15 protein-coding genes are annotated in these 17992 nt (G+C 63.0%); 9 read left to right on the forward strand and 6 right to left on the reverse strand.

Features of this window, described 5'->3' with window-relative positions; all coding sequences use genetic code 11:
• Positions 1-124 precede the first annotated feature (124 nt).
• The 4 genes from SPHINGO391_RS21360 to ubiE all read right to left on the reverse strand — a co-directional run bounded on the left by SPHINGO391_RS21360 (position 125) and on the right by ubiE (position 3584).
• Positions 125-562: a peptidylprolyl isomerase gene (locus SPHINGO391_RS21360; RefSeq protein ID WP_152010730.1), complete on the reverse strand. Its 438-nt coding sequence runs from the start codon at positions 560-562 to the stop codon at positions 125-127.
• A gap of 222 nt (positions 563-784) precedes the next feature.
• Positions 785-1177, reverse strand: coding sequence for a GNAT family N-acetyltransferase (locus SPHINGO391_RS21365; protein WP_193217370.1), 393 nt, complete (start codon positions 1175-1177; stop codon positions 785-787).
• 41 nt (positions 1178-1218) lie between these two features.
• Positions 1219-2802, reverse strand: coding sequence for a 2-polyprenylphenol 6-hydroxylase (ubiB, locus tag SPHINGO391_RS21370; protein ID WP_152010732.1), 1584 nt, complete (start codon positions 2800-2802; stop codon positions 1219-1221).
• Between the two features lie 5 nt (positions 2803-2807).
• The gene (ubiE, locus tag SPHINGO391_RS21375; RefSeq protein WP_152010733.1) at positions 2808-3584 is read right to left on the reverse strand and encodes a bifunctional demethylmenaquinone methyltransferase/2-methoxy-6-polyprenyl-1,4-benzoquinol methylase UbiE; all 777 of its coding nucleotides are present in this window, start codon (positions 3582-3584) and stop codon (positions 2808-2810) included.
• A gap of 192 nt (positions 3585-3776) precedes the next feature.
• On the opposite strand from ubiE, the gene mutM reads away from it, so the two are divergent.
• From mutM to SPHINGO391_RS21410, 7 genes are all read left to right on the forward strand, one after another.
• Positions 3777-4673, forward strand: coding sequence for a bifunctional DNA-formamidopyrimidine glycosylase/DNA-(apurinic or apyrimidinic site) lyase (gene mutM / locus SPHINGO391_RS21380; protein WP_152010734.1), 897 nt, complete (start codon positions 3777-3779; stop codon positions 4671-4673).
• A gap of 61 nt (positions 4674-4734) precedes the next feature.
• Positions 4735-5508, forward strand: coding sequence for an enoyl-CoA hydratase (locus SPHINGO391_RS21385; RefSeq protein WP_152010735.1), 774 nt, complete (start codon positions 4735-4737; stop codon positions 5506-5508).
• Between the two features lie 194 nt (positions 5509-5702).
• Complete coding sequence (rpsT, locus tag SPHINGO391_RS21390) at positions 5703-5969, forward strand: 30S ribosomal protein S20 (protein WP_152010736.1); 267 nt, start codon at positions 5703-5705, stop codon at positions 5967-5969.
• 889 nt (positions 5970-6858) lie between these two features.
• Complete coding sequence (gene dnaA, locus SPHINGO391_RS21395) at positions 6859-8316, forward strand: chromosomal replication initiator protein DnaA (RefSeq protein ID WP_152010737.1); 1458 nt, start codon at positions 6859-6861, stop codon at positions 8314-8316.
• 218 nt (positions 8317-8534) lie between these two features.
• A complete protein-coding gene (dnaN, locus tag SPHINGO391_RS21400; RefSeq protein WP_152010738.1) occupies positions 8535-9653 on the forward strand; it encodes a DNA polymerase III subunit beta in 1119 nt (372 codons plus the stop codon).
• 62 nt (positions 9654-9715) lie between these two features.
• Positions 9716-10891: a DNA replication/repair protein RecF gene (recF, locus tag SPHINGO391_RS21405; protein WP_152010739.1), complete on the forward strand. Its 1176-nt coding sequence runs from the start codon at positions 9716-9718 to the stop codon at positions 10889-10891.
• A 43-nt stretch (positions 10892-10934) separates the two neighbouring features.
• Positions 10935-11693, forward strand: a complete 759-nt coding sequence (locus SPHINGO391_RS21410; RefSeq protein ID WP_152010740.1) for a molybdopterin-synthase adenylyltransferase MoeB — start codon at positions 10935-10937, stop codon at positions 11691-11693.
• Between the two features lie 104 nt (positions 11694-11797).
• Here SPHINGO391_RS21410 and SPHINGO391_RS21415 read toward each other — a convergent pair whose 3' ends face one another.
• Complete coding sequence (locus SPHINGO391_RS21415) at positions 11798-12802, reverse strand: D-glycerate dehydrogenase (protein ID WP_152010741.1); 1005 nt, start codon at positions 12800-12802, stop codon at positions 11798-11800.
• A gap of 280 nt (positions 12803-13082) precedes the next feature.
• Between SPHINGO391_RS21415 and SPHINGO391_RS21420 the strand changes: the two genes are divergently transcribed.
• Both SPHINGO391_RS21420 and SPHINGO391_RS21425 read left to right on the forward strand, forming a co-directional pair.
• Positions 13083-13646 carry an SH3 domain-containing protein gene (locus tag SPHINGO391_RS21420; RefSeq protein WP_152010742.1) on the forward strand — a complete coding sequence of 188 codons (564 nt, stop codon included), beginning with the start codon at positions 13083-13085 and terminating at the stop codon, positions 13644-13646.
• Between the two features lie 330 nt (positions 13647-13976).
• Entirely contained in the window at positions 13977-15917 is a 1941-nt protein-coding gene (locus SPHINGO391_RS21425) for a 5'-nucleotidase C-terminal domain-containing protein (RefSeq protein ID WP_210385808.1), read from the forward strand.
• Between the two features lie 81 nt (positions 15918-15998).
• Here the strand turns inward: SPHINGO391_RS21425 and ilvD are convergent, their stop codons facing one another.
• Positions 15999-17831: a dihydroxy-acid dehydratase gene (gene ilvD / locus SPHINGO391_RS21430; protein ID WP_152010744.1), complete on the reverse strand. Its 1833-nt coding sequence runs from the start codon at positions 17829-17831 to the stop codon at positions 15999-16001.
• Between the last annotated feature and the right edge of the window lie 161 nt (positions 17832-17992).

Raw genomic sequence — 17992 nt, forward strand, 5'->3', positions numbered from 1 at the left:
ATCACGGCGCCTCGCGGCATCTGCCCGGGCCGCTGATCATCACAGAGGCAGCGCATCCTCCGTGGAAGCGACAACCCGGCGCCGGGCCGGGTTGTCCAGGTCTCATGCGGTCAGGCCGCCCTGATCAGGCCGCCTTGACGATCTCGACCATCTCGATTTCGAAGACCAGGTCCTGTCCGGCCAGCGGATGGTTGGCGTCGACCGTCACTTCCTGTTCATCGAGGGCGGTGATGACGAGCGCCACCTGGCCTCCCTGAGGAGTCTGAGCCTGCAATTGCATGCCGGCCTGCGGCTCGAGTTCGGGCGGCAGGGCGCTGCGCGGGATTTGCTGAACCTTGGCGGCATCATGGGGGCCGTAGGCCTCTTCGGCCGGAACGGTCACCGTCTGCTTGTCACCGACCTTCATGCCCGCGACTTCGCGGTCAAGGCCGGGAATGATCTGGCCGGAACCAACCTCGAATTCCAGGGGCTCGCGTCCCTCGGAACTGTCGAACCGGGTGCCGTCTGTCAATTTGCCGGTGTAGTTTATCCGCACGATATCGCCGGATTTGGCCTCGCTCATATGTTCATCCAATGCTTGTGTGTACCCCGGCATATCAAAACGCGGAAACGCCAGAGGCATTCCGCTGCCGGGTTTTCTGTCGGGACGGCGCTCAGATGGCCCGTCGGCGAATGCTGGCCCGGCCCAATGGCCGGCGCACGGCACAAGCTAGCGCAATACGGGCGCGAATTGCAAATTCCTCCATGCCAGCCCGCATACACGCCCGACCGGGGACGGGGAGATTTACCTGAGCCCCATTGTGTGGGTCGCCTCGGTCTCGTCGACCGGCACAAAACCGAGATGCTCATAGAAGCTGCGCGAGGCCGGGGTGGCACGGAGGCGGACGCGGGGGAACCAGACGGAGGCACCGTCGAGAGCCCGGTCGACAAGGGTCCGGCCAACGCCGAATTGGCGGTGATCGAGATCGACATAGAGATGGCGGATGCGCCCGGCGATTTCGCTTATGTAAGGGTCCCGGTTGAGGCCGCAGAAACCGATCAGACTTGCGCCATCGAAGGCACCGACAAGGCGTTCACCCGGACCGTCAAAGCGGTTCTCGCCTGACTTCCAGTCATGCCTCATGCGCTCGACAAAGGGATAGCCATCGGCCCAGGCCTCATCAGCCAGGGGCTCCACGTCGATATCGTCAAGGGAAATGGGACGGTAAAAGGTCACACTTACCATATAGGGTGGAAGGCGAGCGCCATCCAGACCGCAGCCGCAGCGATGATCCACAACGCCACCCGGCCCGAACGGGTGTGGCGCGCCTCTGCCTTGCCGATGGCTTCGGAGGTGGCGGGATCGAAACGCAGACCGTTTTCGGCCATCTCGCCGACCTCCTGCGAGAAGCGTTCGGTGCGGGCAGCAAGATCCGGCAGTTGCTCGGCAAGCTTGAAGGCGGCGATGGCGCCTTCGCGGATGTCGACGGCGATGCGCTTGGGACCGAGATTGTCCCGGATCCAGTCGCCCACCACGGGCTCGGCGGCCTTCCACATGTTGAACCTTGGATTGAGCGTGCGCGACACGCCCTCGACCACGACCATGGTCTTCTGCAGCATCACCAGCTCTGGCCGGGTTTCCATGTCGAACAGTTCGGTGACTTCGAACAGCAGCGTCAACAGCCGCGCCATGGAGATGGTTTCGGCGGGCTGGCCATGGATCGGCTCGCCGATGGCGCGGATCGCCTGGGCGAAGCTCGCCGGATCATGCCGGGCCGGCACATAGCCGGCTTCAAAATGCACATCGGCGACGCGGCGGTAATCGCGGGTGATGAAACCGTAGAGGATCTCGGCGAGGAAGCGGCGTTCCTTCTTGCCGAGACGGCTGACGATGCCCATGTCGACGGCGACGATCATGCCCGCCGGGTCGACGAAGAGATTGCCCTGGTGCATGTCGGCGTGAAAGAAGCCGTCGCGCAGGGTGTGGCGCAGGAACGACTGGATCAGCGTGTCGGCGAGCTGATCGAGATCGTGACCGGCAGCCTTGAGGCCCGCCACATCGCTCATCTTGATGCCGTCGATCCATTCCATGGTGACCACATCGCGTCCAGTCCGCTCCCAGTCGACTGCCGGCACGCGGAAGCCGGGATCGTCGCGCGTGTTGTCGGCCATCTCGGAAAGTGCAGCAGCTTCCAGCCTCAGATCCATCTCGATGCGGGTGGTCTGCTCGAGCGTCTTGGTGATTTCCACCGGGCGAAGCCGGCGTGAGGACGGGATGAAGCGTTCCTGCAGTTCCGAGACCAGGTAGAAGGCTTCGAGATCGCGCCTGAAGCGCTGCCGCACGCCGGGGCGGACCACCTTGACGGCGACCTTGCGGGTGCCGTCGCCGTCGGTGACTTCGGCAGGATGGACCTGGGCGATGGAGGCTGCGGCAATCGGCGGATCGAAGCGCGAAAAAAGCTCGCTGATCGGTCGACCGAGCGAAGCTTCGATTTCCGCGCGGGCAAGCGCTTCCGGGAAGGTCGCCATCCGGTCCTGCAGCCCGGAGAGATCATCGGCGATCTCGGCGCCGACCACATCGGGCCGCGTGGCCAGGAACTGGCCGAGCTTGACCCAGGACGGCCCCAGCCGCTCGACCGCGCGGGCCAGCCTATCGGTGCGTTCGGCAGTTCTGGCCTTGCGCCGGGCCAGCAGTCCGGCGACCCGGTGGCCGAATTTCGCCGGTGCCGGGAGCTCGTCGGCTGGCAGTGATGAAATCACGCCCTCGCGCACAAGGATGAAGCCCGCCCGCATCAGGCGCAGATAGGTACCGAGACTTGCCATGCCGGTCAGATCTTCCAGGCCGAATGAAGCGCCGCGATGCCGCCGGTGTAGTTGGTGTAGCCGACACGGGAGAAGCCGGCACGCTCGATCATACGGGCGAAATCGGCCTGGCGCGGGAACTTGCGGATCGATTCGACCAGATACTGGTAGGGCTCGGCCTCGCCGGCAATCGCCTTTCCAACCACCGGAATGCCGTTGAACGACCAGGCATCATAGACGCGATCGAGGATCGGCATCTCGACTTCGGAGAATTCAAGGCAGAGGAAGCGGCCGCCGCGGCGGAGCACGCGGTAGGCTTCTCTCAGTGCCTTGTCGATGTCGGGCACGTTGCGGATGCCGAAGGCAATCGTGTAGGCGTCGAAACTCGCATCCTCGAACGGCAGCTCCTCGGCATTGGCCTCGACGAAGTCGAGATTGCCGGCATAGCCCTTCTTGGCGGCGCGTTCGGCGCCGACGCCGAGCATCGAGCCGTTGATGTCAAGCACGGCGCCCTGGGCCTGACCGTCCGTGGCCGCGACAATGCGGAAGGCGATATCGCCGGTGCCGCCGGCCACGTCGAGAAAGCGGAAGCCGGGGCGGCGCGGTGGGTTGAGGCTTGCCACCATGGCGTCTTTCCAGACCCGGTGCAGTCCGCCTGACATCACATCATTCATGATGTCATAGCGCTTGGCGACCTTGTGAAAGACATCATTGACCAGATCCTGCTTTTCGCCATCGGAGACGGTGCGGAAGCCGTAGCTGGTCTGCATGCCGCCATCTGAGGAAACGCGCTGTTCTGACATCTCTTAATCCCGTACTTCTTCAACCCAGCGTCAAGCCGTCGGGCTTTGCGCATGGGAACCAGTCAATTCTGCCGCGACCATAGCGGATCGCTCCGCTCCACGCTATCTAGGCAGGAAACACCAGCCTGCGGCAAAGCGCTCCGCCTTATAGGTCAGCCATTCGCATATTGCCACCAGCCCGAGGAGTTCGCATTGCCTGAATTGCCAGAAGTCGAAACGGTGCGCCGCGGCCTCGCGCCGGTGATGGAGGGCGGCAGCATCGTCCGCGTCGAGCAAAGGCGCGGCGACCTGCGATTTGCCTTTCCGCCGGACTTTGCAGCGCGACTTGCCGGCCGGCAGATCATCTCGCTGGGCCGGCGGGCAAAATACCTGGTTGCCGATCTCGACGACGGCATGGTGCTGGTGAGCCATCTGGGCATGTCGGGTTCGTTCCGAATCGAGGCGGATGAGGGGGGGAGCCTGAAGCCTGGCGTCTTCCACCACGCGCGCTCGAAAGACGACAAGCATGACCACGTCGTGTTTCACATCGACGGGCCGGCGGGCCGGGCACGCATCATCTACAATGACCCGCGCCGCTTCGGCTACATGGACCTGATGGCGCGGAGCACGCTGGCGGAGCATCCCTGGTTCAGGAGCCTCGGGGTGGAGCCGACGGGCAACAGTCTCGACGCCCATGAGCTGGCGCGCCGCCTTGCCGGCAAGACCGCCCCGCTGAAGGCGGCGCTGCTCGACCAGCGCATCATCGCGGGCCTGGGAAACATCTATGTATGCGAGGCGATGTGGCGGGCGGGTCTGTCGCCGGTCAAGCCGGCGGGAAGACTCGTCACCAGGACCGGACGTCCGCGCAGGGAACTTGACGTGCTGACCCAGGCGATCCGCGCCGTGATAGAGGAGGCCATTGCCGCCGGTGGATCCTCGCTGAGGGACCATATCCGGACGGACGGCACGCTTGGCTATTTCCAGCATGGATTTTCCGTCTATGACCGTGAGGGAAAGGCTTGCCCACGGCCGGGCTGTGGCGATACGGTCCGCCGCATCGTGCAGAGCGGTCGATCGACATTCCATTGCCCGCGCTGCCAGAAAAGCTGACCGGACCAGATTGCCTGCCGGGGAGGACAGCCCGAAAGGCTGCAACAAGGAGAGATACGCGATGGCGCTCAAGACTTTGAAGACTGAAACACGCGGCCGGGTGGCCATCATCACGCTCAACCGGCCCGATGCGCTCAACGCGCTCAATTCGGAGCTCTTGAGCGAGCTGCGCGAGACTCTGGCCCAGTATGGCGCGGACGAGAAGATCGGCGCGATCGTGCTGACCGGTTCCGAGAAGGCCTTCGCGGCGGGCGCCGACATCAAGGAAATGCAGCCAAAGGATTATGTCAGCGCCTATATGGAAGACTTCTTCGAAGGCTGGAGCGCGGTTTCCTCCACCCGCAAGCCGGTGATCGCGGCGGTGGCTGGTTATGCGCTCGGCGGCGGCTGCGAACTGGCGATGATGTGCGACTTCATTATTGCCGCCGACACGGCGAAGTTCGGCCAGCCCGAAATCACGCTTGGCGTGCTGCCGGGCATGGGCGGCACCCAGCGGTTGACCCGCGCTGTGGGCAAGGCCAAGGCGATGGACCTCTGCCTGACCGGCCGGATGATGGACGCCGAGGAAGCCGAGCGCTCGGGCCTGGTGGCTCGCGTGGTTCCGGCAGCGGAACTGCTGGCGACGGCAACCAAGGCAGCCGAGAAGATCGCCGGCTTCTCCCTGCCGGTGGCGATGATGGTGAAGGAATCGGTCAATCGCGCCGACGAGGTGCCGCTTGCCGAGGGGCTGCGCTTCGAGCGGCGGCTGTTTCATTCGCTGTTTGCCACGGAAGACCAGAAGGAAGGCATGTCCGCCTTCATCGACAAGCGCAAGGCACAGTTCAAGCATCGCTAGGTAAATGCGGTGGCGGGCGCCCGGAAATCGGTTTTTCGCGTTGACGAAAGCCGCGATACCCGGTATAGGCCCGCCATCGAATGGCAGCTTTCGGGCTCGCCGTGGTTTTCTCGCATTCCGCATGTCAAAGCGACACACCTCGCAAGAGGCGCTTTCCGGTCGGAACAGAGCATGTGACACATTGAGAGGCATTCATGGCCAATACAACTTCGGCGAAAAAGGCGACCCGCAAGATTGCCCGCCGCACTGACGTAAACAAGGCACGCCGTTCGCGTGTCCGCAGCTTCCTCCGCACCGTCGAGGAAGCCATCAGCTCCGGCGACCAGACCGCTGCAGCCGCAGCGCTGAAGGCCGCCCAGCCCGAGCTGATGCGCGCCGCCAGCAAGGGCGTGGTGCACGCCAATACCGCTTCGAGAAAGATTTCGCGGCTGTCGAACCGGGTCAAGGCACTGAGCGCCTGATCGTTCAAAATTTTGTTTGTCGACTAAAGGCCCGGCTCGTCCGGGCCTTTTTCGTTGTCCTACAATGACTTGCGCCAGCGCTGCCCGAGAGCCCGGCAAAGACCTGTCATGCACCTGTCATCGTGACATCGAATTTTCTTTAAAAACAATTACTTGCCAGAGGTACCGGATTCGGCTGGTGATAACGAAACCGGAATCACCGCTTATCCTGTCAAGCCCCGAAATTTTGTATCCAAGACTTCCTGACGCCCTCAAAAATGAATGAGCCGGTGAAAAGGCAATGAATCCAATCGCCTGTTCCCGAGGCTCTCGAGAAGCTTTTTTCAACCTTTGCGAGTCAATCCCTAAAGTGTGAATGAAACGTAAATATCCTGCTTGATCTGACCAACCCATCCTGCCTAAATACTCCTCGACAAGGGGCATGGAGCCGGGCAGCTCCGAGGATAGTTTGGCTTATTTCAGGTAACCTTTTCCAGCCTGCCTTTTGTTGCGCGGCGGTTTTTGCCGGGCAAACCCAAAATAAAACCATCGGTTGCACTGGCTAAGCTATCAGCCATGCGGTGGCGCTTTAACTCTGTCGAAACAGGTGTTTCGGCGGAACGATGAAGATGTGTCCAGGATCGCGATACGAGGTCGGCGATCTGGACGGGACAAAAGGAGCGACGAAGGCGGGGGGCCCGCAGCATCAAATGGACATGACGATCGGGACACTGTCCGAGCCGGACCATGATGGTCGGGACGGCTTACCTAAATGTGGCAACAGGGAAATACAGCGGCGATGCAAACACAAATCACACCAGCGCTTAGGGCGGCACAATGGAGCGCACAGGAAACCGACGCCCAACCGCTTGGCGAGAATGTTTGCCCGACGACTGACAAAGGGGCGGACATGAACAAGAATACCAAGACCTTTGATCGGGTCATGGCGCGATTGAAAGCGCAGGTCGGGCCGGAGGTCTTCACAAGCTGGTTCGGGCGGCTCAAGCTGCAATCAGCCTCCAAGAGCGTGGTGAGGCTGTCAGTGCCGACCGCATTTCTCAAATCCTGGATCAACAACAAGTATCTCGAGCAGATCAGCGCGCTGTTCAGCGAGGAAGATGCGGACATCCTGAAGGTCGAGATCGTCGTGCGATCGGCGACCCGGGCCAGCCGCCAGGTACCCGAAACCGACACCGATGCGGCCGCAAATTCATCCGCCGTCCAGCCGGCACCGGCTCAAGCGCGCAAGGACCTTCATCTTTCGGTCAAGGGCGCGGGGGCGCATCTTTCGACCTTTCCAAAGGGGCCACAGGCTGCCAACACCGTGATCGGATCGCCGCTCGACCCGCGCTACACCTTTGAGAGCTATGTCGAAGGCTCTTCCAACAGGGTGGCTCTGGCGGCAGCCAAGACCATCGCCGAAGCGGGCACCGGTGCGGTGCGGTTCAACCCGCTGTTCATCCATTCCAATGTGGGCCTGGGCAAAACCCATCTCCTGCAGGCGATTGCCGCGGCAGCCAGCCGGCATGCCCGCAATCCGCGGGTGGTCTATCTGACCGCCGAATATTTCATGTGGCGCTTCGCCACTGCGATCCGCGACAATGATGCGCTGTCGTTCAAGGAATCGCTGCGCAACATTGATCTGCTGGTGATCGATGACATGCAGTTCCTGCAGGGCAAGTCGATCCAGCACGAGTTCTGCCATCTGCTCAACATGCTGCTCGATTCCGCCCGCCAGGTCGTGGTCGCCGCCGACCGCGCGCCGTGGGAGCTGGAATCGCTTGATCCGCGTGTTCGCTCGCGGCTGCAGGGCGGCGTCGCCATCGAAATCGAGGCCCCCGACTTTGACATGCGCCTGGAAATGCTGCGCCAGCGGCTGGCGATTGCCCAGATCGATGACGGCACGCTTGATATCGGCGAGGACATTCTCGCCCATGTCGCCCAGAACATCACCTCAAGCGGCCGCGAGCTGGAAGGCGCGTTCAACCAACTCCTGTTCCGCCGCAGCTTCGAGCCCAACCTGACGCTGGAGCGGGTCGACCAGTTGCTTGGCCACCTTGTCAATGCGGGTGAGCCCAAGCGGGTGCGCATCGAGGACATCCAGCGGGTGGTTTCGCGGCACTACAATGTCTCGCGGCAGGAGCTGGTGTCGGATCGCCGCACGCGGGTGATCGTCAAGCCGCGACAGATCGCTATGTACCTGGCCAAGACGATGACCCCGCGGTCGTTTCCCGAGATCGGGCGGAGATTCGGCGGACGCGACCACACCACGGTGCTGCATGCGGTGCGCAAGATCGAAGAGCTGATCAACTCGGACACCAAGCTCGGCCACGAGATCGAACTGCTCAAGCGGCTGATCATCGAATAGGGCGCAATCGCCGGTGCTTATCCCCAGAATCCCGGTCCGGGCCGAAAGGTCCGGGCCGGTTTTTGTTGCAATTCGGGGGCATAATCTGCCATTTTGTCCGCCCGGCCTGGGCGCTCCATGCGCCTTTCCATGGCCTCGACCGGACAAAGCCGGACAAGACAGAATTTGAAAGGCCGGCGCGGCCAAGCGCGGGCCCCCAGCCAAACGGTAGTCAAACCATGCGTGTCACCCTCGAGCGTTCCAACCTCCTCAAGTCGCTGAACCATGTTCATCGCGTGGTCGAGCGGCGCAACACCATTCCGATCCTGTCGAATGTGCTGCTTAAGGCCGAAGGTGCAACGCTTGACATGAAGGCGACCGACCTCGACCTGGAGATCACCGAGGCGACACCGGCGATGATCGAGCAGGCGGGCGCCACCACGGTGCCGGCGCATCTGCTCTATGACATCGTGCGCAAGCTCTCCGACGGCTCCGAGGTGCTGCTGTCGACGGATACCGACGGCACGTCTATGACCGTGGCGTCCGGCCGCTCGAAATTCTCACTGCAGTGTCTGCCGGAATCGGATTTTCCGGATCTGACCGCGGGTGCCTTCACCCATACGTTCAGATTGCCCGCAACGCAGCTGAAGATGCTCATTGACCGGACCCAGTTTGCGATCTCGACCGAGGAGACCCGGTACTATCTCAACGGCATCTTCGTCCATTCGATCGAGAGCGAGGGCGCGTTGAAGCTGAGAGCCGTTGCCACTGACGGTCACCGCCTGGCGCGCGCCGACGTCGACGCACCCTCCGGCTCCGAAGGCATGCCGGGCATCATCATTCCGCGCAAGACCGTGGGCGAACTGCAGAAGCTGGTCGACAATCCGGATGTCACCGTCACGGTCGAGCTGTCGGATGCGAAGATCCGCTTTACAATCGGCTCGGTGGTGCTGACCTCGAAACTGATCGACGGCACCTTCCCCGATTACCAGCGGGTGATCCCGACCGGCAATGACAAGGAACTGACCGTCGATTGCCAGAGCTTTGCCCAGGCTGTCGACCGGGTTTCGACGATCTCCTCGGAGCGCGGACGCGCGGTCAAGCTGGCGATTGCCGACGGTCAGCTGACGCTGACGGTGAACAATCCGGATTCGGGCAGCGCGACGGAAGAACTCGCTGTCGGCTATGATCGCGATCCGCTGGAAATCGGCTTCAACGCCAAGTATCTGCTGGACATCACCAACCAGCTGTCGGGTTCGGATGCGGTGTTCATGCTGGCTGATCCCGGCTCCCCGACGCTGGTGCGCGACACCGCAGGCGACGACGCGCTCTACGTGCTGATGCCGATGCGGGTATAGAGGCGCTGGCCTCACGCACCGAAACGGGCTGCCGGCCGGAACACGGCTGAGCGGGGAGTTGCATGGCCGCCAGGGTGCATATCGAAAAACTCAAACTCACCGGGTTCCGCAACTATGCGAACCTGTCGCTCACTCTCGATGAGCGCCATGTGGTGCTTACGGGCGACAATGGCGCGGGCAAGACCAATCTCATGGAAGCGGTGTCGCTGCTTACCCCCGGCCGGGGCATGCGGCGAGCCCCCTATGGCGACCTGATCAGATCTGGACCGAGGCCTGATCCTGGGGCCGGAACGGAGCCAGCAACCGGTTTCAGCATTTTTGCCAGCCTGGAAGGCATGGCCGGCGCGACCGACATCGGCACCGGTGTGGACGGCGGCGAGGAAGGCGGATCGCGCCGGGTGCGGATCAACGGCGCGCCGGCACGGACCACCGACGAGCTTCTCGACCATCTCAGGCTGTTGTGGCTGACCCCGGCGATGGACGGGCTGTTCACCGGCTCGGCCGGCGACCGGCGGCGGTTTCTGGACCGGCTGGTGCTGTCGGTGGACCCGGCCCATGGCGGCCGGGCGCTGAACTATGAACGGGCCATGCGCAGCCGCAACCGGCTGTTGTCGGAAGGGCGGGCGGATCCTGCCTGGCTCGACGGGCTGGAAGCGCAGATGGCCGAACTCGGGGTCGCGATGGCAATGGCGCGCAACGAGGTGGTGAGCCTGCTTTCCGATCTGATCGAAAGTCATGCCGAGCACAGCGTGTTTCCCGCCGCGACGGTGCGGCTGGAAGGCTTTCTCGAAGACGAGGCGCTGGCATCGGCGAGCGACATGGAGGCTGCCTTCGCGCAGATGCTGGAAAGCGGCAGGCGGCGGGATGCGGCGGCCGGGCGGACATTGTCGGGGCCGCACCGCTCCGACCTGATCGTGCATCACCGCGCCAAGGCGATGCCGGCGGCGTTGTCCTCGACCGGGGAGCAGAAGGCGCTCTTGATCGGGATCGTGCTCGGACATGCGCAGCTGGTGCGGGCCATGACCGGGCATGCGCCGATCCTTCTGCTCGACGAGATCGCCGCGCATCTTGACGAAGGCCGCCGGGCAGCGTTGTTTGATCTGATCGAGGCGCTCGATTGCCAGGCCTTCATGACCGGAACCGATGTCTCGATGTTTGCAAGCCTGGGGTCGCGGGGACAGATCTTCCTGGTGGCGGATGGCCAGGTGACGCCGCACGTGGACGCCGCTGCCGGTTGAGGCCTACGACAGACTGATGCCCGGGGGCATCCGGAGAGCAGACATGGACAATTCACATCTCGATCCCGACGAAGTGGCGCGTTACGCAAGGCACATCGTGCTTGCGGAAATCGGCGGCGCCGGCCAGCAGCGGCTCAAGGCGGCGCGGGTGCTGGTGATCGGTGCCGGCGGGCTGGGCTCGCCGGTGCTGAGCTACCTGGCAGCCGCCGGCGTCGGACTGCTGGGCGTGATCGACGATGACGAGGTGTCGCTGTCCAACCTGCAACGCCAGATCCTGCACGACACGGCCAGTGTCGGCATGGCCAAGACCGAGAGTGCCGCCCGGTCGCTTGCCCGCCTCAACCCGCACACGCGGGTGGTGACCCACCAGACGCGCCTGACGACGGACAATGCGGTGGATGTGCTGACCGCTTATGACATGGTGGTGGACGGGTCGGACAATTTCGACACGAGGTACCTGCTGGCGGACACCTGCGAGACGCTGAAGATCCCGCTGGTGACCGCCGCTGTCGGGCGCTTCGACGGATCGGTTACGGTGCTCACACCCTATGAGAAGAATTCCGAGGGCAAGCTCTACCCAGGCTACCGGGACCTGTTTCCCGAGCCGCCGCCGCCTGGGCTGGTGCCCTCCTGCGCCGAAGCGGGCGTCGTGGGCGCGCTCACCGGCGTGATCGGTACGCTGCAGGCAATGGAGGTGATCAAGCTGATCACAGGCGCGGGCGAACCGCTCATCGGACGATTGCTGCTTTATGACGGGCTGGCAGCGAGCTTCCAGACCATCCGCTACAGCCGGAAGGGCTAGGCAGGGGACAGTTTGCTTTTGCCCGCGCTCACGGCGAAACCGAACCCAGCAATTGAGGGGTAAAGGTAAACGGTCCCCGAACTTCTGAACTCCGAACTCCGGCCTCAGTTTCTCAGCGGCAGCACGCGGTCGGGCGGGCGGTGGCCGTCGAAGAAGGTTCGTATGTTGATGATCACCTTGTCGCCCATGTCGATCCGGCCTTCGATGGTGGCCGAGCCCATGTGCGGCAGAAGCACCACCTTGCCTTCCGACGCAAGCTTGAGCAGTCGCTTGTCGACCGCGGGTTCGTGTTCGAACACATCGAGCCCGGCACCGGAAAGGCGGCCGTCGCGCAGCGCCTGGATCAGCGCATCCTCGTCGATGATGCCGCCGCGGGCGGTGTTCACAATGTAAGCGCCAGGTTTCATAAGCTCTAGCCGACGGCTGGAAAGCAGATGGAACGTGGCGGGCGTCGAAGGGCAGTTGACCGAGACGATGTCGACGCGCGCCAGCATCTGGTCGAGGCTGTCCCAGTAGGTGGCCTCAAGCTGATCCTCGGTGGCCGGGTCGACACGGCGGCGGTTGTGATAATGGATCGACAGGCCGAAGGCCCTGGCGCGACGGGCAACGGCAGTGCCGATGCGTCCCATGCCGATGATGCCGAGCCGCTTGCCGCCGATGCGGTGGCCGAGCATCCAGGTCGGCGACCAGCCCTTCCAGCTGCCATTGGCGCCGATGATGACATTGGCGCCCTCGGTCAGCCGCCGCGGCACGGCAAGCATCAGCGCCATGGTCATGTCGGCGGTGTCATCTGAGAGCACGTTCGGGGTGTTGGTGACGGTGATGCCCTTCTTCTGCGCGGCCTCGACATCAATGTTGTCGACGCCATTGCCGAAATTGGCGATCAGCTTCATCTGCGGACCGGCCTGTTCGATCAGCGCGGCATCGATCCGGTCGGTGACGGTGGGCACCAGAACATCGGCGGATCGCATGGCGGCAACAAGTTCGGGCTGGGTGCGTGGGTCGTCATTGATATTGAGCTCGGCGTCAAACAGTTCGCGCATGCGTGTTTCAACCGCGTCCGGCAGACGGCGGGTGATATAGACCTTCGGTTTTTTCTTGTTGGGCATCTTATTCAGGTCCAGCGTTGAGAGCTTCTTAACCAAACTCGGCGACATTGATTTCCGCGTTACGCTTTTTCTAACAGACCCTCCGGCGATGACAATCCAAAGCGCCGGGATTGCTGTTTAAAAAAGCGTCACAGGCTCACAACCGGCCACAGGCGGCGCTCCCCGAGCTCGACGCCAGGGCCCGTCCAACGCCCGCCGGGACGGCGGCACAAGCGAGCCTGGAACCAGAACTGCAGCGGCGCCGCCCCTCCCCGGCGCCCCAACCCAAAAGGTGTGAGTCATGCGTCGCCTTTCCCTTTTTTCCGGAACCTGCCTGGCGCTTGCGGGCCTGGCGGTCAGCCCGATGCTCGGGTCCGGAACAACCGCAGGCTTTGCGGCTCATGCGCAGGCGGCGACGAAAGGCCCGAGCGGCCTGCCGCTGCCGCGCTTTGTCAGCCTCAAGGCCAAGCGGGTCAATCTGCGCATCGGCCCGGGCCGGGACTACGCGGTGGCCTGGCTCTACACCCGCTCCGGGGTGCCGATGGAAGTGATCCAGGAATACGACAACTGGCGCCGGGTGCGCGACGCCGAAGGCACCGAGGGCTGGGTCTACCAGTCCCTGCTGTCAGGCGAGCGCACGGCGATGACCGCGCCCTGGAAGAAGGGCGAGGCCACGGATGACTTCATCAACATGCACCGTGAAGCCCGCACCAATGCCGATGTGGTCGCCCGTCTCGAACCCGGCGTGGTGGTTTCGGTGAAGACCTGCAACGGCGACTGGTGCGAGGCCGAAGCCGAGGGAACCAGCGGCTGGGTCGCGCAGAGCGAGATCTGGGGCGCCTACCCGGGCGAAGCCTTCAAATAGGCCCGGATCGGACCCTCGCAGCGTTATCGCAGCGGATGATTTCGAACTCTGTGGAAAACGGGTCATCGCACTGTTGATGTGACTTACCGGTCTTTCGGGGCTTATGCAGGCCAACTTCCCGGCGCGCATCGCCAACCACCACATGTCGGATGCGATGCAAAGTCCCGGGCGCACCAGCGCGCGTCATCGGGACTTCATAAACACATGAGAAGGCCTCCGCGGGGATATGTTTCCTCTCCGCAGCTACAGGAGGTCATTGTGACTCTTGCAAACATTCAATTTTCACGTCGTAATCTTTTAAAATCCGGCGCCGTCGTCGGCCTGACAGCCATGTCGCCATTCCTAACGTTTCGCTCTGGCGCCGCCGCTGAGGGTGAATTGCAGATGGTTGCCGCCACGCCGAATCCGAACGGCGCTTTCGAGCGGCTGTTCCTGCTCAAGGGCGATCCGTTTTCCGGCCCCATCAGCACCATCATCACGGCCGAAGGCAACCCCGTTCCGCAGTCGTCCATGGCCGCCGGCGAACGCCGGGTTCTGCGGCTGATGCATTTCAATGACCTGCACAATCACCTCACCGACACCCATGGGAAAAAAGGCGACACGCACCGGCTGTCGCAGATGGTCAAGACGGTTCGCGAAACCAAGGCCGCGGCAGCAGACAACGAAGCCGTGCTGTTCATTTCCGGCGGCGACGACCACACCGGCTCGGTGCTCGATGAGCTGCTGGGCTGGTCGCCCGAGGGCTTCGTTGCTGATCCCGCCTATCGCAGCTATTCGGCAGCAGGTCTCGACATTGCGGTGCTCGGAAATCACGAGTTCGACCGTGGCTGCGAAGTGTTGAAGACGGGTCTCGCAGATGCGACTTTCCCGGTGTTGTCGGCCAATGTCCATGGTTCGAAATTCATGGCCATGAACAAGGATTATTCCTGTGCGGCGATTGCCGAAGCCAAGGGCATGCGCATCGGATTCATCGGCCTGACAACAGCGGTCGATACACGGGTCGGTCAGGAGTCCGATCCGGATCTGGCGGTTTCCAGTCCGGTGGAGGCCGTCCGCAATCTGCTGCCGGCTGTGGCCTCGATCTCCGATGTCGTCGTCATCCTGTCGCATTGCGGCTACGGCTCCGGCAATCACATGAGCGGCAAGGCGGCGACCAACCGGATGATCGGCGAAGGCGATTTCGACATCGCTGCCGCTGCGGCTCCGCTGACCGACAAGCCCATCGTGCTGGTCGGCGGCCATTCGCACACGCGTCTGAATGCCGAAGGCATCGACCTCGACAACATGATCGAGGGCGTGCTTTTGACCCAGGCCGAAGCCAACGGGGCCTATCTCGGCGAGATCGCGATGTCGATCGCCGCCGACCAGGGCCGCAAGGACTGGTTCTCCTCGGTCAGCCTACACAAGGTGAAATCGCGCGATGACCGTGTGGCCGCCGACGATCCGAAGTATGCCGACCTCGAGCATGACGGCGATTATGACGCCGAGTTCGAGACGGCGCATATTGCGCCGCTGCTTGCAGCACTGGACGAGAAGCTGACGGAAATCATCGGCACCGTCGAGGACGGAGAGCTGGTATCAACCGAACGCACCATCGCAGATCGCTACATCCGCGAATGCGCCATTGCCAATTTCATGAATGACGCTCTCGTCGAGCGCTCGGCAACCTTTGCCAATGGCAGGATCGACATCGCCATGTTCAACGCCACAGGCCTCGCCTCGGGCATCGCCGAGGGACCACTGACATTCAAGCAGTGGTTCGACGTCATGCCCTATGCCGACAATGTCCACGTGGCGACCATGAGCGGGGCTCAGATCCAGGAGATGCTGGACAACAATGCCAAGCGCATCCTGCGGCCGGAGGAACTGACGAGCAGTGACATCAAGCTCGACAGCTTCGTTTCCCGCGGCTTCCTGCATTTCTCCAAGGGCGTGCGCTATCGCATCGATTACGGCAGTTCGGCACAGGAGGCCCGGGCGGTCGAGGTGGAAATCAACGGCCAGCCACTCGCCGAGCAGATGGACAAGAGCTTCACCGTCGCCTTCAACACCTATATCTCGCTGGGTGGCTTTGGCGAATCGTGGAACGGCAAGCCGATCGGCGGCGGTGTCGCGGGCGATCTTCCAAGCATGGACCTGCGCCAGCTCACCTATCTGCACACCGGTCTGGTTTACCGCAACGAGATCATCGCCTTCATCCGCGATGCCGGCGTCGTCTCGCCCCAGACGGGCGTGGTGCTCGACGGACGGCTGCAGGCCGCGGCCGCCTGAGGCAGGGCTTGGCGGGCCGGCATGGCCGGCCCGCGGAATGTTTCAGCATCGGTCGTCGGCACATGGCCGGTTGCGCACAGCTCAGAGAATGCGAACGGCGCCCTTGGAGGCGCTGCTGGTCATTGAGGCATAGGCTTTCAGCGCGGTCGAGACGGCACGCTTGCGCGGCTTTTCGGGCTGCCAGCCTTCGGCTTCGCGCCGGGCGCGGCGTTCAGCCAAAGTTGCCTCGTCGACAGCCAGGTGGATGGAGCGTGCGGGGATATCGATCTCGATGATGTCGCCGGTCTCGACCAGGCCGATGGTGCCGCCCTCGGCGGCTTCGGGCGAGACGTGGCCGATCGACAGGCCCGAAGATCCACCGGAAAAGCGGCCATCTGTGACCAGGGCGCAAGCCTTGCCCAGCCCCTTGGATTTCAGGTAGCTGGTCGGGTAGAGCATTTCCTGCATGCCGGGTCCGCCGCGCGGCCCCTCGTAGCGGATCAGCACCACTTCGCCGGGCTTGACCTTGCCGGTCAGGATGTCCGAGACCGCATCGTCCTGGCTTTCGAAGATCTTCGCAGGCCCGGAGAATTTGAGGATCGATTCATCGACGCCGGCGGTTTTGACGATACAGCCATCCTCGGCGAGATTGCCGAACAGCACGGCAAGGCCGCCATCCTGCGAAAACGCATGCTCGGCGCTGCGGATCACGCCGCCTGTACGGTCGATGTCGACACTGTTGTAGCGGCGGGACTGCGAGAAGGCGGTCTGGGTGGGAACGCCGCCGGGAGCCGCGCGGTAGAAATCATGCACCACTTCGTCGGAAGACTGCACGATGTCCCATTTTGCCAGAGCGTCGGCCATGGTCTTTTCATGAATGGTGCCAACGGACGTGTCGAGCAGCCCGGCCCGGTCCAGCTCACCGAGGATCGCCATGATGCCGCCGGCGCGGTGGACATCCTCCATGTGCACATCGCTCTTGGCAGGGGCGACCTTGCACAGCACCGGCACCTTGCGCGACAGCCGGTCGATGTCGGCCATGGTGAAATCGACCTCGCCCTCATGGGCGATGGCGAGCAGATGCAGCACCGTGTTGGTGGAGCCGCCCATGGCGATGTCCAGCGTCATCGCGTTTTCGAACGCTGCGAAGGAGGCGATCGAACGCGGCAGCACGCCGGCGTCGTCGCCGTCATAATACTGCTTGGCGAGACCAACGATGGTGCGGCCAGCCTCACGGAACAGCCGTTCGCGGTCGGCATGGGTGGCGAGCGTCGAGCCGTTCCCGGGCAGCGCAAGACCCATGGCCTCTGCGAGACAGTTCATGGAGTTGGCGGTGAACATGCCCGAGCAGGAGCCGCAGGTGGGGCATGCCGAGCGTTCGATGGCGGCGACATCGGCGTCGCTGATACTGTCATCGGCAGCCGCAACCATCGCATCGACCAGGTCGAGCGCTTTTTCCGTGCCATCCTCGAGGATGACCTTGCCGGCTTCCATGGGGCCGCCGGAGACGAAGATCACCGGGATGTTGAGCCGCATCGCCGCCATCAACATGCCGGGCGTGATCTTGTCGCAATTGGAGATGCAGACCATGGCATCGGCGCAATGGGCGTTGACCATGTATTCGACGGAATCGGCGATGAGTTCGCGCGAGGGCAGCGAATAGAGCATGCCGTCATGGCCCATGGCGATGCCGTCATCGACGGCAATGGTGTTGAATTCCTTGGCGACGCCGCCGGCTTTTTCGATCTCGCCGGCGACAAGCTGGCCCAGGTCCTTGAGATGGACGTGGCCGGGCACGAACTGGGTGAACGAGTTGACCACCGCGATGATCGGCTTGCCGAAGTCACTGTCCGCCATGCCCGTCGCCCGCCACAGGCCGCGGGCGCCCGCCATGTTGCGGCCATGGGTGGATGTTCTCGAACGATACGGCGGCATGTGTTTTCCTCTCGGCTCCCAAAACGAAGACCGTCATGCGCGCAAGAGCCTGACGGGACTGACACGCTAGTAATGGGAAATTGCCCACTTTTCCAGAGCGATCGACGCAGATCGCTCATGGTGTTGTCAACGAGAGGCTCGGCGGGCTTGAAAAGGGTGTG

The organism is Hoeflea sp. EC-HK425, from assembly GCF_902498795.1.
GTDB classification, from domain to species: Bacteria; Pseudomonadota; Alphaproteobacteria; order Rhizobiales; family Rhizobiaceae; genus Hoeflea; species Hoeflea alexandrii.